Source organism: Escherichia sp. KTE96 (assembly GCF_000408525.1).
Taxonomy (GTDB): Bacteria; Pseudomonadota; Gammaproteobacteria; order Enterobacterales; family Enterobacteriaceae; genus Escherichia; species Escherichia marmotae.
In genome coordinates this window covers 2,274,730-2,293,147 of record NZ_KE137149.1, presented here as the reverse complement: position 1 = coordinate 2,293,147, position 18,418 = coordinate 2,274,730, and the positions used below count along the sequence as shown (strand labels likewise).

Sequence of the window (18,418 nt, the reverse complement as noted above, 5' to 3'; positions counted from 1 at the left end):
TCTTAAAGATGAGGAACCGGTAACACAACGCCCGGTTGCAGGTAATGCTCAATACGCAGTAAAAGATCGGTGATGAGAAGCTCGCGGTTTACGCCTGTGACAGAAATTAACTGTTCACGACTTTGGCAAACATCCCCCAGTATAGCCTGCAGGCGAGAGGGAGAAAGCTGGTTTGCCAGCGCGGTGACAACGCCAGGAACATCAACATTGGTGACGTGTGAGGCGTCATAATGGCGTTTGAGCGCATCCATCAACAAAGTTGCCAGCCAATGTAAACGCGCCGGAGCTTGTTCGTGATTAAGTGCCGACAACATCGAATACCAGTCGCCAGATTGCACGCTATGTGCCAACGCCTGACAAAGAGTCTCACGTGCCTGCCAGGTATCTCCCTGAAACAACACCAACGCCGCACCAGGCGAACCGGCGCTCAGGCGCAATGCGGTGAGTATGGCCTCTGGTGACATTGTCACTTCACGCGCAAGCCAGCTCACCGCGTACTGTTCTGGCGGTGGTGCAAGGTAATGCAAGCGACAACGGCTGCGCAGTGTGGCCAGTAAGCGTTCAATTTCTCGTGTAGCGAGGAAAAACCAGGTTTCCGCTGGCGGCTCTTCCAGAGTTTTCAGCAAGGCATTAGCAGCAGCATCAGTCAGCAAGGCGGCATCGGTGACCCAGACAACTTTTGCACCGCCTAAGCGTGCGTGCTCATTCAATTTTTCAGTGACTTCACGCACAGCATCAATGCCCAGCGCGTTCTTTCCTTTTTCAGGTGCAAGAGTGTAATAATCGGGATGTGTCCCCGCCTGCATCAACTGGCATCCACGACAGTGACCACAGCTTTTGTGGCCCTGCGGTTGTTGGCAAAGTAAATAACGGCTCAGAGCATAGATTAAGGCATCATCGCCCATACCGGGTAACGCCTGAATCAGTAGCGCATGGTGACCCCTTCCGGCCTGATAGCTGGCTACCAGTTTTTCGAAATCAGGTCGTAACCATGGATACCATCTCATGCGTCCTGCTCCTTAACCCAGTGAGTCACGGTGGTGCGAATCGCGTCCATAACGGCTTCCAGCGGCTGGGTAGCATCAATGGTATGAATGCTTTTATCTTGTGCGGCCAGTTCCAGGTAGCGGGCGCGGGTACGATTAAAGAAATCAAAAGACTCTTGCTCAATGCGATCCAGCTCGCCACGCGCACGTGCGCGCTTAAGGCCGACTTCTGGGGTAACATCGAGATAGAGCGTTAAGTCAGGGCGAAAATCCCCAAGAACGGCACCACGTAACGTTGCCAGCATATGCTGGTCAATACCACGGCCACCGCCCTGATACGCCTGAGTGGAGAGATCGTGGCGATCGCCAATCACCCAGGTTCCATTAGCCAGCGCGGGTTTGATGACAGTCTCGACCAACTGAACGCGCGCGGCATAAAACATCAGCACTTCGGCTTTATCGGTAATGACTTCATCGCCTACCGATTTGATATCCAGCACCAGGCTTCTTAACTTTTCGGCAAGTTGCGTGCCGCCAGGTTCCCGAGTGAAAACCATGTCACGGATACCCAGTTGCTCAAGCGTCTCGACCACCACGTTACGCGCGGTAGTTTTGCCTGCACCTTCCAGCCCTTCAATGACGATATACTTACTGCGCATTTTTTTCCTTAAGCACTTTCAGATAATCCTGCACAGACTTGTTATGACTGGCAAGATTGGTATTAAACGTGTGACCGCCTTTACCATCGGCCACAAAATAGAGATACGGCGTTTTTGCCGGATGCGCAGCAGCCTTCAGCGAATCCGCCCCCGGTGTTGCAATTGCGCCTGGCGGCAGACCGGTAATGGTATAAGTGTTATACGCTGTTGGTGCTTCCAGATCTGCACGGGAAAGCTTGCCATTATAACGCTCTCCCATCCCGTAAATCACCGTCGGGTCGGTCTGCAGACGCATGCCAATACGTAAACGGTTGATAAATACCGAGGCAACCTGATCGCGTTCACTGGCAACGGCCGTTTCTTTTTCGATAATCGACGCCATGGTCACCAGTTGGTTTTTATCTTTATAGGGCAGCCCATCTGCACGACCTTCCCAGGCGCTATCGACCGCTTTCACCATTTTCTTGTGCGCTCGTTTGAGTAACGCGACATCAGTGGTATTGGCGGTATACATCCAGGTATCTGGCCAGAACCAGCCTTCAATCCACTCCGGGTTTTCCAGCTCCAGCGCCTGTGCCACGGTGGCGTATTTATCGTCGCTCAGCGTGTGCTTAACATACGGTGCCTCACGCAATTGTTTGAGGTAATCGCTCAGACGCATCCCTTCCACCAGGCGTAGCGGGAACTGCGCTTCTTTACCGCTTTCCAGCAATTTCAGCATCTCGCGCACGGTCATCTGTGGTGTAAAACGGTAAGTACCGGCTTTGAAATGAGAAAGATCCGGCTCGATACGCAGCAACCATTGAAATACACGTGGGCGATTGATGATCTTATCGGCATAAAGTTGTTCACCGAGCCCCCGTCGCCCGGTCCCCGGTTTCAAGGTAAATATAGTCTCTTCTTTAATAAGTAATTTGCTGTCAGCAAGGTGGCGAACTTTCCAGACGCCCACACCAGCGGCGATACCCAGTACCACCAGCAATAACAAGACAATCAATAACACTTTTTTCATGACTAATTCGGGTGCTCACAAAGTGGGGCTAAATATTCATATAGCGTTGTTGACGAAAAGGAGACATCGTCACAAGCGCGTACAGGGATAATCGGCATTAGCGCATTACAAACTATCATCTCATCCGCCTGCATCACTTCTTCCAGTGTGGCTTGCACTTCGACAACCTGATAAGAGGATTGTGCCAGTAAACGAATACAGAATTGTCGCATAATGCCGTTGACACCAGCCTGATCCAGACGCGGCGTATAAACTACGTTGTTCTTGCGCCAGAACAAATTAGCCGCACAGCATTCCGTAACCCACCCTTCGCTGTCAAGAACCAGCGCCTCATCAGCGTTTGTCTGCTCAAGATGAGAGCGGATCAGTACTTGCTCAAGGCGATTCAGATGTTTAATACCTGCAAGATGAGGATTGCGCCCCAGCCGCACCGGGCTTAGCGCCAGCGTCATCCCCTCGTTACGCAAACGGTCGTAATGTGCTGGATAAGCCGTAACTGAAAGCATCCGCGTTGCCGGGCCACTGTTCAATGCGCTGTACCCTCGCCCGCCACTGCCGCGACTGATCACCACTTTCAGCACACCATTCTGCTGCTCTGCCGCCAGAATTTTCATCTCTTGCTCAAGCTGGCACCAGAAGTCACAGGTGATCATTAAGCGCTGACAGGCTTCCTGTAGCCTCGTGATGTGAGCGGATAATAAGCTGACTTTTCTGTCGATAATTCTGGCTGTGGTGAAACAGCCATCGCCAAATTGCGTAGCCCGATCGCTCGCTGCCAGCGAATCCTGTTTATGACCGTTAATTAAGAACATACCGGCTCCTTATCAGAGGATTGTTAGTGTGGCAGCATGTTCTCTACGGAACAAGTCTGAATAAAACCTAAGAAAAAAGGCCCGCAAGCGGACCTTTTATAATGGTGAAAAATGGCAGATTAGATCTTTTTAAAGATCAAAGAGCCATTGGTGCCACCGAAGCCGAAGGAGTTACACAAGGTGTACTCCATTCCGCTTACCTGGCGCGCTTCATGCGGCACAAAATCCAGGTCGCAGCCTTCATCCGGGTTATCCAGATTGATAGTCGGCGGAACAGCCTGATCGCGCAGGGCCAGGATGGAGTAGATAGACTCTACTGCACCCGCTGCACCTAACAGGTGACCAGTCATGGATTTCGTGGAACTTACCAGCACACGGCTTGCAGCTTCACCGAAGATGGTTTTCACTGCCTGCGCTTCGGCCTTATCGCCTGCTGGCGTTGAAGTACCGTGCGCGTTAACGTAGCCAATCTGGCTCGCTTCAATGCCTGCATCACGCAAAGCATTCGCCATTGCCAGTGCTGCGCCTGCGCCATTTTCCGGCGGCGACGTCATATGGTAGGCATCGCTGCTCATACCAAAGCCGACAAGTTCAGCGTAAATTTTCGCACCGCGTTTTTTTGCGTGTTCGTACTCTTCGAGCACCAGCATACCGGCGCCATCGCCCAGTACGAAACCATCACGCTCTTTATCCCACGGGCGGCTGGCCGCTTGCGGGTTATCATTGCGGGTAGATAATGCACGTGCCGCGCCGAAACCACCAACGCCCAGCGGCGTACTGGCTTTCTCTGCGCCACCTGCAACCATCACGTCAGCATCGCCATACGCGATAATACGCGCAGCATGGCCAATGTTATGCACGCCAGACGTACAGGCGGTCGCGATAGAGATGCTTGGGCCACGCAGGCCATACATGATAGTCAGGTGACCTGCCACCATGTTCACAATCGTTGACGGAACGAAGAATGGGCTGATCTTACGTGGACCACCGTTCATCAGAGATGTGTGGTTTTCTTCGATCAGTCCGAGGCCGCCAATCCCGGAGCCAATTGCGGCACCAATGCGGGTTGCGTTCTCTTCCGTTATTTCAAGGCCAGAATCCTGCATGGCCTGAACGCCAGCGACAATTCCATATTGAATGAAGGCATCCATCTTGCGCTGTTCTTTGCGCGAGATAATGTCCTCACAGTTAAAATCCTTTACTAAGCCAGCAAATTTCGTTGCATAGGCGCTAGTATCGAAATGGTCGATTAGGCTGATGCCACTCTGACCGGCAAGCAGAGCTTTCCAGGTAGACTCTACGGTATTGCCGACAGGAGACAACATGCCCAGTCCGGTCACAACTACACGACGCTTAGACACGTTTGTCCTCCAGGGAGGGAAAAAAATGATTCTAGTGGGACAAAAAGATAAAACTCAGGCGGTCGAACGACCGCCTGGAGATGTTCACTTACGCCTGGTGGCCGTTGATGTAATCAATGGCAGCCTGAACGGTGGTGATTTTCTCAGCTTCTTCGTCCGGAATCTCAGTATCAAACTCTTCTTCCAGAGCCATTACCAGCTCAACGGTGTCAAGAGAATCCGCGCCCAGGTCTTCAACGAAAGAAGCATTGTTGGTAACTTCTTCCTGCTTAACGCCCAGCTGTTCGCCGATAATTTTCTTAACGCGTTCTTCGATAGTGCTCATACTCTTAAATTTCCTATCAAAACTCGCTTTCGCGATGGTTTTCGTAGTGTATAAAATGTTGAAAAATTTGCAACTAAATCCCGGCAGGTCTTACCACGATTTTACGCTATTTTGAGGCCATACCCCCCAACAACGCAAATCATTTTGCACTAATTATTACTCATAACCACGCAGACTGCGCGCAACATGAGCATTTTGTGCAATTCGCGGTCAGACCATGTACATCCCGCCGTTCACATGCAAAGTTTCACCCGTGATGTAAGCTGCTTCGTCGGATGCCAGGAATGCAACCGCGTTGGCGATTTCCTGTGCGCCGCCAAGGCGACCCGCAGGAACCTGCGCCAGGATACCCGCACGCTGGTCATCGCTCAGCGCACGTGTCATGTCCGTTTCAATAAAGCCCGGAGCAACAACGTTTACAGTAATACCGCGTGACGCAACTTCGCGCGCCAGTGATTTACTGAAGCCGATCAAGCCCGCTTTCGCCGCAGCGTAGTTGGCCTGACCGCCATTTCCCATGGTACCAACCACAGAACCGATAGTGATAATACGACCATGACGCTTTTTCATCATAGCGCGCATTACCGCTTTTGACAGACGGAAAACAGATGAAAGGTTGGTTTCGATAATATCGTTCCACTCATCATCTTTCATTCGCATTAACAGGTTATCACGAGTGATACCGGCATTATTGACCAGGATATCGACTTCACCAAATTCTGCGCGAATTTTTTCCAGAACAGATTCGATAGATGCCGGGTCGGTCACATTCAACATCAGACCTTTACCGTTAGCACCTAAATAATCACTGATCGCCTGAGCGCCGCTTTCACTGGTCGCAGTGCCGATAACTTTCGCACCACGGGCTGCGAGCGTTTCAGCAATTGCGCGGCCAATCCCACGGCTTGCACCGGTTACCAGTGCGATTTTTCCTTCAAAATTCATGATTTTCCTCTTTTAAAGCTCGAGCGCCGCTGCCATCGCTGAAGGTTCATTCAGCGCCGAGGCGGTCAGGGTGTCGACAATGCGTTTTGTCAGGCCAGTAAGCACTTTGCCCGGGCCGACTTCATAAAGATGTTCTACGCCTTGCGTTGCCATGTATTCAACGGACTTCGTCCACTGAACTGGGTTATAAAGCTGGCGCACCAGGGCATCACGGATGGCATCACCATTGGTTTCGCATTTCACATCAACGTTGTTCACAACCGGAACGGTTGGGGCGTTAAAAGTGATTTTTGCTAATTCAACAGCCAGCTTGTCGGCAGCCGGTTTCATCAACGCACAATGAGACGGAACGCTCACTGGCAACGGCAACGCACGTTTTGCGCCAGCAGCTTTACAGGCAGCACCTGCACGCTCAACCGCTTCTTTATGACCGGCAATAACCACCTGGCCCGGAGAGTTGAAGTTTACCGGAGAAACCACCTGGCCTTCCGCTGCTTCTTCACAAGCCTTAGCAATAGACGCATCATCCAGACCGATGATTGCCGCCATTGCGCCAGTCCCTTCCGGTACAGCTTCCTGCATGAACTTGCCGCGCATCTCAACCAGACGCACCGCATCAGCAAAATCAATCACACCAGCACAAACCAGCGCGGAGTATTCGCCCAGGCTGTGACCAGCCATCATTGCTGGAGCTTTGCCGCCTTGCTGCTGCCATACGCGATACAGCGCAACAGATGCAGCTAACAGTGCTGGCTGGGTTTGCCAGGTTTTATTCAGTTCTTCGGCTGGCCCCTGCTGGGTCAGCGCCCACAGGTCGTAGCCCAGCGCTGCAGAAGCTTCAGCAAACGTTTCTTCAACAATGGGATAGCTCGCCGCCATATCAGCCAGCATTCCAACGGTTTGAGAACCCTGTCCAGGGAACACAAATGCAAATTGCGTCATCTTTAAATCCTTATCCTAGAAACGAACCAGCGCGGAGCCCCAGGTAAACCCACCGCCAAAGGCTTCAAGCAGGACCAACTGACCAGGCTTAATACGCCCATCGCGTACCGCTTCATCAAGTGCACAAGGCACAGAAGCAGCAGAGGTATTACCGTGGCGATCCAGGGTCACGACGACATTGTCCATCGACATGCCGAGTTTTTTCGCCGTTGCGCTGATAATACGCAGGTTCGCCTGATGCGGAACCAGCCAGTCCAGTTGAGAACGGTCAAGATTATTCGCCGCCAGCGTCTCATCAACGATGTGCGCAAGCTCAGTTACCGCGACCTTGAAGACTTCGTTGCCTGCCATAGTCAGATGAATTGAATTCTCTGGATTCACACGGTCAGCGTTAGGCAGCGTCAGCAATTCACCATAGCTGCCGTCGGCATGCAGATGGGTGGAGATAATTCCTGGCTCTTCAGAGGCGGCCAGCACCGCAGCGCCCGCACCATCACCAAAAATGATAATGGTTCCGCGATCTGTTGGATCGCAGGTGCGCGCCAGTACATCGGAACCGACGACCAGAGCATACTTCACCGCACCAGATTTCACATATTGATCAGCTACGCTCAGGGCGTAGGTGAAACCTGCACAGGCTGCGGCAACGTCAAACGCCGGGCAACCTTTAATGCCCAACATGCTTTGAATCTGACATGCTGCGCTCGGGAAGGCGTGCGTGGCAGAAGTCGTTGCCACAACAATCAGGCCAATCTGGTCTTTGTCGATCCCCGCCATTTCAATTGCACGTGTCGCCGCTTCGAAGCCCATGGTAGAAACGGTTTCGTTTGGTGCAGCAATATGACGTTCACGGATGCCAGTACGAGTAACAATCCACTCGTCAGAGGTATCCACCATTTTTTCCAGATCGGCGTTTGTCCGCACTTGTTCGGGCAGATAGCTGCCAGTACCAATAATCTTCGTATACATGTACGCTCAGTCACTTTTCGGTTATATACCGTCACTTGCAAACTGCGAGTTCGCTGGCAGCGTCCTGCTACCGCAGAGTTCCGCTTTTGCCACCGTCCAGCAGCTCAAAACCAGCTGGGTATACAGATTTCAGGCGAGCGGCAATTCGCTGAGGAACTTGTCGCTGCACCGCCTGCACTGCCTGTTCAATCGCGACCGCAAAAGCTCGCTGATTGGCCGCACCATGACTTTTTATCACCGTGCCGCGCAATCCTAACAGACAGGCGCCGTTATACTGGTCGGGGTTGAGGTGACTGAATCGCCTCGTCAGGCTCTTTTGTAGCCAACGCTTTAATAACAGTAGCCACCACGACCGTTTTTTCCCTTCTCCCTGGGATTTCAGCAGAGAAAGGAACATCCTGACAACACCTTCCATCGTCTTTAATGTGACATTTCCTGTAAAACCGTCACAGACCAACACATCTGTCTTGCCAGTTAATAACTCATTGGCTTCAAGATAGCCGATATAATTGACAGAAGGGATTGTTTTAAGCACAGCTGAGGCGTCCCGAATACTGTCGAGACCCTTTACTTCTTCTTCACCAATATTGAGCAACGCCACGCGAGGGTTAGGGATTTCCACCACCTCTTCTGCCAAAACAGAGCCCATAATGGCGAATTGCACCAACATTGTGCTATCACAATCGACGTTGGCCCCTAAATCGAGAACCACCGTTTTGCCCTTTTGCTGATGCGGTAACACCGTCACCAACGCCGGACGCTCAATCCCCTCCAGGGGTTTGAGCAATAATTTTGCCAGTCCCATCAGCGCCCCGGTATTACCGGCACTGACACAGGCCTGCGCTCGTCCCTCTTTCACCAGTTCCAAAGCCACGCGCATTGAGCTACCACGACTGCCGCGGATAGCTTGCGAAGGCCGGGCATCACTGGCGATAACTGACTGCGCAGGGATAATCTGCAAACGCGAACGTTGTTCGAAGTCAGCTTTAGCAAGTAATGGCGTGATGGCGTCGGGATTACCGACTAAAAGAAGAGTGAGTTGCGAATTAGAGTTCAGTGCCTGCAAAGCTGCAGGCACTGTCACAGAAGGGCCAAAATCGCCCCCCATGACATCTAACGCCAGGGTTAGACGTGTCAAGGTATCGTCGCCGCCCGGTTTGGTCTTTCCCCAGTTACCTGGGGAAAATCCTCACTAAGCTTCATCACGCAGACGCGTGATTACTTAGCGATGACCTTGCGGCCGCGGTAGTAACCGTCGGCAGTGATGTGGTGACGCAGGTGTTTTTCACCAGAAGTTTTGTCTACAGACAGGCTGGTGACTGCGGTCAGCGCGTCATGGGAACGACGCATGCCACGTTTGGAACGGGTTGGTTTATTCTGTTGTACGGCCATGGACCTTACTCCTCAATTACGGTTTATCCCCGATCCAACGGGGAGCACCAATTACTTACGCTTTAAGCTGGCTAATACGGCAAATGGGTTTGGTTTTTGCGCTTCATCAGGCAATTCACCAAAGACCATGTCCGCTTCGGACACTTCACAGTGTTCAGAATCATGCACCGGAACTACCGGCAAGGCGAGGATGATTTCATCTTCAACCATTGCAAGCAGATCGATTTCACCGAATTCGTTAACCTCAATCGGTTCATACGTTTCCGGCAGTGCTTCAGCCTGTTCGTCTGAACGCACAGGACTAAAACAATACGTTGTGTAGACCTGATGAGAAAACGGCTTCCCGCAACGCTGACACTCGAGCGTTACCGTCACCTTCGCATCGCCGTTTAACACTGCGAGACGTTGGTTATCGATAGCGAACGACATGGAGCATTCCACATCACTGTCCACACTGACTACAGATTCAGCGACGCGCTCAACCTGATCAGGAGTATAAATACCCTGGTAATCAAGGCGTTTTTGAGCCGTACGAACCGGATCGAGAGTCAGGGGTAATTTTACCTTTTGCATAGGGCGCGCATATTAACTTTGTAACGTCATAGAGTCAAAGAAAAAGGCAGCCTGTGGTTGCCTTTTGCCAATAATTCGCACACATTGCGGGTTACTGCTTTATTTTCGTTCAGTGCTGACAACGAACATCAACCTGCAAAACGAAGCGCATAGTTTAAAATGGCTATCATCAATACGCTATATCTGATGGAAAAAAATATGTCTAAACTTATTTTAGCCTCCACCTCGCCCTGGCGCCGCGCTCTACTTGAAAAACTGCAAATCTCTTTCGAATGTGCCGCGCCGGAGGTCGACGAAACCCCGCATAGCGATGAATCACCTCGCCAACTGGTGCTTCGACTGGCGCAAGAAAAAGCGCAATCCTTAGCATCACGTTATCCAGACCATTTAATTATTGGTTCTGACCAGGTGTGTGTTCTTGACGGTGAAATCACCGGTAAACCGTTAACGGAAGAAAATGCGCGCCTGCAATTACGCAAAGCCAGCGGCAATATTGTCACCTTTTATACCGGGCTGGCATTGTATAATTCCGCCAACGGACATCTGCAAACAGAAGTGGAACCATTTGACGTCCATTTCCGTCATCTGAGCGAGGCGGAGATTGATAATTACGTGCGTAAGGAGCATCCCCTGCACTGTGCAGGTAGCTTTAAGAGTGAAGGCTTTGGCATTACGCTATTCGAGCGTTTAGAAGGGCGTGACCCTAACACGCTGGTTGGTTTGCCGCTTATTGCGCTCTGTCAGATGTTACGTCGGGAAGGGAAAAACCCGCTGATGGGATAATTTTATGGGCCGGACGCGTTTACGCCGCATCCGGCAATTGGTGCTGACTGCCTGATGCGGCGTAAACGCCTTATCAGGCCTACCGCCTACTATCTGATTTATATGCTCGCATTAACGCGTATTACGCAGTTTCTGCAAACAACGCTTCAAACCATCATCCATCGGCGCTTCGATACGCATCACCTCACCCGTTCCCGGATGGGTAAACTTCAACGCCGCGGCGTGCAGGAATAAACGATTTAATCCCGTTCCCGCTTCAGTGAGTTGTTTATCAAATTCGCGGTCGCCGTAACGATCATCAAAGGCAATCGGATGACCAGCGTATTGCGTATGCACACGGATCTGGTGTGTACGACCGGTCACCGGGCTACAACGCACCAGCGTGGCAAACGCATAGCGTTCTTCCACTTTGAAGCGCGTTTCTGACGGCTTACCCTCCTGGCTCACACGCACAATACGCTCGCCGCTTTGCAGAATGTTTTTCAGCAACGGCGCTTGCACGCTTTTCACGTGTGACTGCCACTGACCGCGCACCAGCGCCAGGTAATCTTTTTGCATACCTTTTTCACGTAATTGCTCATGTAGAGAACGTAACGCCGAGCGTTTTTTCGCTACCAGCAGCACACCAGAGGTGTCCCGGTCGAGCCGATGCACCAGTTCAAGGAACCGCGCTTCCGGGCGCAACGCCCTCAGTCCTTCAATAACGCCGAAACTTAAACCACTGCCGCCATGTACTGCTGTGCCAGACGGTTTATTCAACACCAGGATATGATCATCTTCATATAAGATGACATCCGCCAGCGCAGCGACTTTTTGCAGATGCGGCGAAACCGCGTCTTCTTCCCGTTCAGCAACGCGAACCGGCGGAATACGCACTTCATCGCCAGCTTCGAGTTTATATTCAGGCTTAATACGTTTTTTGTTCACCCGTACTTCGCCTTTACGCAAAATACGGTAGATCATACTTTTTGGTACGCCTTTCAATTGGGTACGCAAAAAGTTGTCGATACGTTGCCCCGCTTCATCAGCGGTAATAGCAACAATTTTTACGGATGGAGTCTCTGTTTTCATGGTGGGCGATTCTAAATAGCCAGCAGGATTCGCGCCACTCATTTTTCTATGCTTATATTTAGTTCTGCACCTTATTACTTCCCAGCGCAATCACTTAATTGCTGGTTATTAAACCAATCACCAGCAAGAAGTGAAAAAACTGTGAGTAAGTGGGTGATAAATGGTAAAAGTCATCTTGCTATAACAAGGCTTGCAGTGGAATAATGAGAACGTTTCCGTGTCCAACCTTGTTAAAACAAGAAATTTTACGGAATAACCCATTTTGCCCGACCGATCATCAACGCAGCAATGGCGTAAGACGTATTGATCTTTCAGGCAGTTAGCGGGCTGCGGGTTGCAGTCCTTACCGGTAGATGGAAATATTTCTGGAGAGTAATACCCAGTCTGTTTCTCTGATAATTGCGCTGTTTTTCCGCATGAAAAACGGGCAACCGACACTCTGCGCCTCTTTGAGCTGACGATAACCGTGAGGTTGGCGACGCGACTAGACACGAGGCCATCGGTTCACACCCGGAAAGGCGTTACTTTGCCCGCAGCTTAGTCGTCAATGTAAGAATAATGAGTAAGTTACGATGAAAAGAATGTTAATCAACGCAACTCAGCAGGAAGAGTTGCGCGTTGCCCTTGTAGATGGGCAGCGTCTGTATGATCTGGATATCGAAAGTCCAGGGCATGAACAGAAAAAGGCGAACATCTACAAAGGTAAAATCACCCGCATTGAACCGAGTCTGGAAGCTGCTTTTGTTGATTACGGCGCTGAACGTCACGGTTTCCTCCCACTAAAAGAAATTGCCCGCGAATATTTCCCTGCTAACTACAGTGCTCATGGCCGCCCCAACATTAAAGATGTGTTGCGTGAAGGTCAGGAGGTCATTGTTCAGATCGATAAAGAAGAGCGCGGTAACAAAGGCGCAGCACTGACCACCTTTATCAGCCTGGCGGGTAGCTATCTGGTTCTGATGCCGAACAACCCGCGCGCGGGTGGCATTTCTCGCCGTATCGAAGGCGACGACCGTACCGAATTAAAAGAAGCACTGGCAAGCCTTGAACTGCCTGAAGGCATGGGACTTATCGTGCGTACTGCTGGCGTCGGCAAATCTGCCGAGGCGCTCCAGTGGGATCTGAGCTTCCGTCTGAAACACTGGGAAGCGATCAAAAAAGCCGCTGAAAGCCGCCCTGCTCCGTTCCTGATTCACCAGGAAAGCAACGTTATCGTTCGCGCTTTCCGCGACTACCTGCGTCAGGACATAGGTGAAATCCTTATTGATAACCCGAAAGTGCTCGAACTGGCGCGTCAGCATATCGCCGCGTTGGGCCGCCCGGATTTCAGCAGCAAAATCAAACTGTACACGGGTGAAATTCCACTGTTCAGCCACTACCAGATTGAATCGCAGATCGAGTCCGCTTTCCAGCGTGAAGTTCGTCTGCCGTCCGGTGGTTCTATTGTTATCGACAGCACCGAAGCGTTAACCGCCATCGACATCAACTCCGCACGCGCAACCCGCGGCGGTGATATCGAAGAAACCGCGTTTAACACTAACCTGGAAGCTGCTGATGAGATTGCTCGTCAGTTGCGTCTGCGTGACCTCGGCGGCCTGATTGTTATCGACTTTATTGACATGACGCCAGTACGCCACCAGCGTGCGGTAGAAAACCGTCTGCGTGAAGCGGTGCGTCAGGATCGTGCGCGTATTCAAATCAGCCATATTTCTCGCTTCGGCCTGCTCGAGATGTCCCGTCAGCGCCTTAGCCCATCGCTGGGTGAATCCAGCCATCACGTCTGCCCGCGTTGCTCCGGTACTGGCACCGTGCGTGACAACGAATCCCTGTCGCTCTCTATTCTGCGTCTGATTGAAGAAGAAGCCCTGAAAGAGAACACTCAGGAAGTCCACGCTATTGTTCCTGTCCCCATTGCTTCTTACCTGCTGAACGAAAAACGTTCTGCGGTGAATGCAATTGAAACCCGTCAGGACGGCGTGCGCTGCGTGATTGTACCAAACGATCAGATGGAAACTCCGCACTACCACGTGCTGCGCGTGCGTAAAGGAGAAGAGACGCCGACCTTAAGCTACATGCTGCCAAAACTGCATGAAGAAGCGATGGCATTACCTTCTGAGGAAGAATTCCCTGAACGTAAACGCCCGGAACAACCTGCACTGGCAACCTTCGCCATGCCGGATGTTCCACCAGCGCCAACCCCGGCTGAAACTGTAGCACCGGCAGCAGCCCCAGCACCGAAAGCTGCGCCGACAACGCCTGCTGCTCCAGCACAACCAGGCCTGTTGAGCCGTCTTTTCAACGCACTGAAATCGTTGTTCAGCGGCGGCGAAGAAACCAAACCGGCCGAGCAACCCGCGTCGAAAGCAGAAGCAAAACCGGAGCGCCAACAGGATCGCCGTAAGCCTCGCCAGAACAACCGCCGTGACCGTAATGAACGCCGCGATACACGTAGTGAGCGTACAGAGGGCAGCGATAATCGCGAAGAAAACCGTCGTAATCGTCGCCAGGCACAGCAGCAGACTGCCGAGGCTCGTGAGAACCGTCAGCAGACCGATGTAACTGAAAAAGCACGCACCACTGACGAGCAGCAAGCACCGCGTCGTGAACGTAGCCGTCGCCGTAACGACGATAAACGTCAGGTGCAACAAGAAGCTAAAGCGCTGAATGTTGAAGAGCCATCTGTTCAGGAAACCGACCAGGAAGAACGTGTACGTCCGGTTCAACCACGTCGTAAACAGCGTCAACTGAACCAAAAAGTGCGTTACGAGCAAAGCGTTGCTGAAGAAGTTGTAGTCGCACCGGTGGTTGAAGAAACCGTCGCTGCCGAGCCTGTTATGCAGGAAACGCCTGCCCAGCGAACTGAACTGGTAAAAGTTCCGCTGCCTGTGGTTGCGCAAACTGCGCCGGAACAGCAAGAAGAGAACAATGCCGATAACCGTGACAACGGTGGCATGCCACGTCGTTCTCGTCGTTCGCCTCGTCACCTGCGCGTAAGTGGCCAGCGTCGTCGCCGCTATCGTGACGAGCGTTATCCGGTTCAGTCACCAATGCCGTTAACTGTAGCGTGCGCATCTCCGGAACTGGCCTCTGGCAAAGTCTGGATCCGCTACCCGGTTGTACGTCCGCAAGATGTACAGGTTGAAGAACAACGCGAGCAGGAAGAAGTACAGGTTCAGCCGATGGTGACTGAAGTCCCTGTCGCCGCCGCTGTGGAGCCAGTCATTGCCGCGCCGGTTGTTGAAGAAGTAACTGAAGTCGTAGAAGCACCTGTTCAGGTTGCCGAACCGCAAGTGGTTGAAACGACGCATCCTGAAGTGATTGCCGCTGCAGTAACTGAACAGCCGCAGGTGATTGCCGAAGCTGATGTTGCCGTAGCGCAGGAAGTTGCAGAGCACGCAGAACCAGTGGTTGAACCGCAGGAAGAGACGGCTGATATTGAAGAAGTTGCCGAAACTGCCGAGGTTGTGATTGCCGAACCTGAAGTCGTTGCTCAACCTGCCGCGCCTGTGGTCGCTGAAGTTGCAGCAGAGGTTGAAACAGTAGCCCCTGTTGAAGCCGAGGTAGTCGTAGAGCATAACCACGCTACCGCGCCGATGACACGTGCTCCGGCACCGGAATATGTTCCGGAAGCGCCGCGCCACAGTGATTGGCAGCGTCCAGCCTTTGCCTTCGAAGGTAAAGGTGCCGCAGGTGGTCATACGGCGACGCATCATGCCTCTGCCGCCCCTGCGCGTCCGCAACCTGTTGAGTAATCATTAACTCAAAGCGATCAAGCCCTGGCAACCGCCGGGGCTTTTTTTATTTCAGTTATGAATCAATATATTCAACTTCACCCAATGGTATTCTTGCCAGCCACACTCAAAAATAAGGCAAAAAAATGCCCGCTCAGGCGATCCCAGAGCGGGCAGACAAAACATACCCAGTTTCATGATATGTTTGAAAAGTGCTTATTTATTGAGCTGAAAAAGCGATAATCCTTGCATATCAGTAAACGCTTTGTACGACGCCTGCAACGCCGTTTGCTGCATGATGTAAGATGAAATCGTCGCGTTCCAGTCCACATCAACCAAATCACTCATCTGCTGCGTCTGACCTAAAGCGCGATCGCTACCTAATGAATCCAGCGACTCCAGTTCGTTCAACTGTGTGCCTAATTCCGCACGTACGGTGAGCACATTATTCAGCGAGTTTTTCAGGCCACGGTTAGTTTTATCTAATGCCGCAGCAGCGGTTTCTTTATCCGCTTCACTATCTGCAACCGGTGTTTTCAGCGCAGCGATGGCGCTATCCAGCATAGCAAAAAGGCTGGTTTCAGAATCGCTACCATCTGGTTCCGCTACCGCATTACTGGTAATGCTATTAAAAATTTTGTCGCCGGTATGCCCTATCACCATCGAACGCGAAGCATCAACCTGTTGCTTAATACTTTCAGTTCCGCCGACATATTCACCTTTCGCTTCGCTAAACGGTGCGGATTCGGTTTTATAACCAGCAAAAATGTAGCGCCCGTTACCGTCAGTGGTATTCGCCAGATTCAACAACTGGTCGCGGAGTCCCTGAATATCCGTGGCTAACGATGCCCGATCATCGTCACTTAACGTGCCGTTGCTGGCGTAGACAATTTTTTCCTGGGCGTTCTGGATTGCCGTAGTAACCTGGCTAAGCACACTCTCTTCCAGCGACACTTTTTGCGTCGCGAAAGCACGCGCCAGCGTGTACTGACTGTTTTGCGCCTGCGCTTGTGAGAGCACGACAGCTTGTGATGCAGCAATGGGATCGTCAGAAGGGTTAACAACTCGCTTACCCGTCGACATCTGTTCGCCATACTTCATCCATTCCGCCTGGGAACTGGTGATACCGCGCATATTTTGCTGGTACATCATCTGGGTACTGAAACGCATTTTTTCTCTCCCTTAGCGAATGTTAATAAGCGCATCGAAAATGGCGTTCGCCGTCTGCAGAACCTGCGCATTCGCCAGGTAGTACTGCTGAAAACGTTGCAAGTTGCCGTACTCTTCATCAAGGTTGACGCCGGAAATAGATTGCTGCTGATTAGAGAGTTGCGTCACCACATTACCTTGCGTCGTACTGCTGGTTTTCAACGTAGCAGTTTTATTGCCGATATCACTCACTAACGAGGCATAGGCGTCGTTGAAGGATTTCGCCCCGCCCACCGTTTTACTGTTGCTTTGCAAATCCAGTAGCGCCTGACCATTACGGTTATCGCTCTCACCAGCGGTTTTATCGCTCGCCATGGCGATTTTCGCTTCGTCGGTGATTAAAACGTCCATGTTGACGATGGCATCGCTTACCGGTTTCAACGTGAAGCTGTCATTAGCATCTGGTGTGCCGATAAACGTCAACTCCAGACCGTCAAACGAAACTTTACCGTCGGCATCTGGCGTCACCGTAAAAGTAGTATTGCTGGCAAGGCGGGTGACCTGCCACTGATTATTGTTGAAAGAGATTTTGTAATCTGTTGCCAGCACCGCGGAGCCGTCGGTCACCGTGGCGCTGATCGCGCTACTACCCTGGTTTTTAGTATTCTCCAGCACAGCCGGTTTCCCGATGGCAAAAAAATCTTTCCCTGTATCGCCATTGGCATCAAACCCGTCTTTGTGTTGAGTATTGAAAGCCCCGGCAAATGCCAGCGCCAGTTGTCCGAGCGTATTGCGCGTCTGGTCGAGATCCTGAGAACGGAACGTCAGAAGGCCGCCCAGCGACCCGGTATTCAGTAATTTCTCCGGGATCTCGATATTGCCCACAGTACTATCAACATAAGCGACTGTCGTGCGGGAAGGATCGGCGCTGGACGGTACTGCCGCCAACTGACGCGCCGTGCTGCCCTGAACCAGTGAGTAACCATTGGCCATCGTGATGTTGTAAGTGCCGCCATCCTGAACGCTGACTTCTACACCAACGATCTGGTTTAATTCGCTCACCAGTTGATCACGTTGATCCAGCAGCTCGTTAGGTGACGCCCCTGCCCCCACACCTGTCAGGCGTGAGATTTGATCGTTCAGACTGGCGATTTGTTTAGCATAATTGTTGATCTGGTCAACGCTGGCACCTATCGCGATATTGACCTGTTTATCCTGGTCGCGCAGATACTGATCGGTGGTTTTAAACTGGTTTACCAGCCCTTCTGCTTTACCGATCAGCGCCTGACGTGCCGCCGGATCTTCCGCGTTACTGACCAGTGTTTGCAGACTGGTGAAGAAATCCTGCATCTGTGTTGCCAGCGAGGTCGTGCTGCCAGAGAGCATATTGTCGATTTTCGACATCTGTTCATAGCGGGAAGTCAGACCGCTACTCTGGGTTTGCGCCGCACGTAACTGGTTGGTAATAAACGCATCATACTCACGTTGCACACCGGATACGTAGACACCATTGCCAACCCAACCACCTGCACCCAGAGTGCTGTTGGCCTGCGCCATAATGGTGGTTTGGCGGGTATATCCGGCAACGTTATAGCTGGAAATATTATTACTCGCCGTATTTAACGCTGCCTGCGCCGCGTTAAGTCCGCTCATGGCGTTATTGATCAAGCTGGACATGGAGGTTCCTTATAAGCCTTCAATTACAGAG

At 51.8% G+C, this 18,418-nt stretch carries 17 protein-coding genes; 2 read left to right on the top strand and 15 right to left on the bottom strand.

The window, feature by feature from the left end; all coding sequences use genetic code 11:
- Positions 1 to 2: 2 nt before the first annotated feature.
- The 12 genes from holB to yceD all read right to left on the bottom strand — a co-directional run bounded on the left by holB (position 3) and on the right by yceD (position 9,976).
- A complete protein-coding gene (gene holB / locus A1WG_RS04000; protein WP_001516190.1) occupies positions 3 to 1,007 on the bottom strand; it encodes a DNA polymerase III subunit delta' in 1,005 nt (334 codons plus the stop codon).
- Entirely contained in the window at positions 1,004 to 1,645 is a 642-nt protein-coding gene (gene tmk / locus A1WG_RS04005; protein WP_001516189.1) for a dTMP kinase, read from the bottom strand. The genes holB and tmk overlap by 4 nt, the downstream gene beginning before the upstream one ends.
- On the bottom strand, positions 1,635 to 2,657 hold the full coding sequence (gene yceG, locus A1WG_RS04010) for a cell division protein YceG (protein WP_000756887.1): 1,023 nt from the start codon (positions 2,655 to 2,657) through the stop codon (positions 1,635 to 1,637). Before yceG ends, tmk begins: the two co-directional genes overlap by 11 nt.
- A 2-nt stretch (positions 2,658 to 2,659) precedes the next feature.
- Complete coding sequence (pabC, locus tag A1WG_RS04015) at positions 2,660 to 3,469, bottom strand: aminodeoxychorismate lyase (protein ID WP_001516188.1); 810 nt, start codon at positions 3,467 to 3,469, stop codon at positions 2,660 to 2,662.
- Positions 3,470 to 3,588: 119 nt separating this feature from the next.
- Entirely contained in the window at positions 3,589 to 4,830 is a 1,242-nt protein-coding gene (fabF, locus tag A1WG_RS04020) for a beta-ketoacyl-ACP synthase II (protein ID WP_000044679.1), read from the bottom strand.
- Positions 4,831 to 4,918: 88 nt separating this feature from the next.
- A complete protein-coding gene (gene acpP, locus A1WG_RS04025) occupies positions 4,919 to 5,155 on the bottom strand; it encodes an acyl carrier protein (protein ID WP_000103754.1) in 237 nt (78 codons plus the stop codon).
- A 210-nt stretch (positions 5,156 to 5,365) separates the two neighbouring features.
- The gene (fabG, locus tag A1WG_RS04030) at positions 5,366 to 6,100 is read right to left on the bottom strand and encodes a 3-oxoacyl-ACP reductase FabG (RefSeq protein ID WP_001008542.1); all 735 of its coding nucleotides are present in this window, start codon (positions 6,098 to 6,100) and stop codon (positions 5,366 to 5,368) included.
- Between the two features lie 12 nt (positions 6,101 to 6,112).
- Positions 6,113 to 7,042: an ACP S-malonyltransferase gene (fabD, locus tag A1WG_RS04035; RefSeq protein WP_001516187.1), complete on the bottom strand. Its 930-nt coding sequence runs from the start codon at positions 7,040 to 7,042 to the stop codon at positions 6,113 to 6,115.
- A 15-nt stretch (positions 7,043 to 7,057) separates the two neighbouring features.
- Entirely contained in the window at positions 7,058 to 8,011 is a 954-nt protein-coding gene (gene fabH, locus A1WG_RS04040; RefSeq protein WP_000288127.1) for a beta-ketoacyl-ACP synthase III, read from the bottom strand.
- A 67-nt stretch (positions 8,012 to 8,078) separates the two neighbouring features.
- Positions 8,079 to 9,149: a phosphate acyltransferase PlsX gene (plsX, locus tag A1WG_RS04045; protein ID WP_000197582.1), complete on the bottom strand. Its 1,071-nt coding sequence runs from the start codon at positions 9,147 to 9,149 to the stop codon at positions 8,079 to 8,081.
- Between the two features lie 80 nt (positions 9,150 to 9,229).
- Positions 9,230 to 9,403: a 50S ribosomal protein L32 gene (rpmF, locus tag A1WG_RS04050; protein ID WP_000290727.1), complete on the bottom strand. Its 174-nt coding sequence runs from the start codon at positions 9,401 to 9,403 to the stop codon at positions 9,230 to 9,232.
- Between the two features lie 51 nt (positions 9,404 to 9,454).
- A complete protein-coding gene (gene yceD, locus A1WG_RS04055) occupies positions 9,455 to 9,976 on the bottom strand; it encodes a 23S rRNA accumulation protein YceD (protein WP_001174477.1) in 522 nt (173 codons plus the stop codon).
- Positions 9,977 to 10,174: 198 nt separating this feature from the next.
- Here yceD and yceF point away from each other — a divergent pair, with 198 nt between their 5' ends.
- Positions 10,175 to 10,759 (top strand): 7-methyl-GTP pyrophosphatase, encoded by a 585-nt coding sequence (gene yceF, locus A1WG_RS04060; RefSeq protein ID WP_001516185.1) that lies wholly within the window; start codon positions 10,175 to 10,177, stop codon positions 10,757 to 10,759.
- Positions 10,760 to 10,870: 111 nt separating this feature from the next.
- Here yceF and rluC read toward each other — a convergent pair whose 3' ends face one another.
- Positions 10,871 to 11,830 (bottom strand): 23S rRNA pseudouridine(955/2504/2580) synthase RluC, encoded by a 960-nt coding sequence (gene rluC / locus A1WG_RS04065; protein ID WP_024191859.1) that lies wholly within the window; start codon positions 11,828 to 11,830, stop codon positions 10,871 to 10,873.
- A 572-nt stretch (positions 11,831 to 12,402) separates the two neighbouring features.
- On the opposite strand from rluC, the gene rne reads away from it, so the two are divergent.
- On the top strand, positions 12,403 to 15,582 hold the full coding sequence (gene rne, locus A1WG_RS04070; RefSeq protein WP_001516183.1) for a ribonuclease E: 3,180 nt from the start codon (positions 12,403 to 12,405) through the stop codon (positions 15,580 to 15,582).
- A 195-nt stretch (positions 15,583 to 15,777) separates the two neighbouring features.
- On the opposite strand, the gene flgL is transcribed toward rne, so the two are convergent.
- Complete coding sequence (gene flgL, locus A1WG_RS04075) at positions 15,778 to 16,731, bottom strand: flagellar hook-associated protein FlgL (RefSeq protein WP_001516182.1); 954 nt, start codon at positions 16,729 to 16,731, stop codon at positions 15,778 to 15,780.
- A 12-nt stretch (positions 16,732 to 16,743) separates the two neighbouring features.
- Positions 16,744 to 18,387, bottom strand: coding sequence for a flagellar hook-associated protein FlgK (gene flgK, locus A1WG_RS04080; protein ID WP_016242625.1), 1,644 nt, complete (start codon positions 18,385 to 18,387; stop codon positions 16,744 to 16,746).
- Positions 18,388 to 18,418: the final 31 nt, after the last annotated feature.

Coding starts and splice junctions, on each gene's coding strand:
- flgL (WP_001516182.1), bottom strand. CDS start 16,731: ATGCGTTTCAGTACCCAGATGATGTACCAGCAAAATATGCGCGGTATC.
- tmk (WP_001516189.1), bottom strand. CDS start 1,645: ATGCGCAGTAAGTATATCGTCATTGAAGGGCTGGAAGGTGCAGGCAAA.
- yceD (WP_001174477.1), bottom strand. CDS start 9,976: ATGCAAAAGGTAAAATTACCCCTGACTCTCGATCCGGTTCGTACGGCT.
- holB (WP_001516190.1), bottom strand. CDS start 1,007: ATGAGATGGTATCCATGGTTACGACCTGATTTCGAAAAACTGGTAGCC.
- fabG (WP_001008542.1), bottom strand. CDS start 6,100: ATGAATTTTGAAGGAAAAATCGCACTGGTAACCGGTGCAAGCCGTGGG.
- fabD (WP_001516187.1), bottom strand. CDS start 7,042: ATGACGCAATTTGCATTTGTGTTCCCTGGACAGGGTTCTCAAACCGTT.
- acpP (WP_000103754.1), bottom strand. CDS start 5,155: ATGAGCACTATCGAAGAACGCGTTAAGAAAATTATCGGCGAACAGCTG.
- fabH (WP_000288127.1), bottom strand. CDS start 8,011: ATGTATACGAAGATTATTGGTACTGGCAGCTATCTGCCCGAACAAGTG.
- yceF (WP_001516185.1), top strand. CDS start 10,175: ATGTCTAAACTTATTTTAGCCTCCACCTCGCCCTGGCGCCGCGCTCTA.
- rluC (WP_024191859.1), bottom strand. CDS start 11,830: ATGAAAACAGAGACTCCATCCGTAAAAATTGTTGCTATTACCGCTGAT.
- yceG (WP_000756887.1), bottom strand. CDS start 2,657: ATGAAAAAAGTGTTATTGATTGTCTTGTTATTGCTGGTGGTACTGGGT.
- pabC (WP_001516188.1), bottom strand. CDS start 3,469: ATGTTCTTAATTAACGGTCATAAACAGGATTCGCTGGCAGCGAGCGAT.
- flgK (WP_016242625.1), bottom strand. CDS start 18,387: ATGTCCAGCTTGATCAATAACGCCATGAGCGGACTTAACGCGGCGCAG.
- rpmF (WP_000290727.1), bottom strand. CDS start 9,403: ATGGCCGTACAACAGAATAAACCAACCCGTTCCAAACGTGGCATGCGT.
- rne (WP_001516183.1), top strand. CDS start 12,403: ATGAAAAGAATGTTAATCAACGCAACTCAGCAGGAAGAGTTGCGCGTT.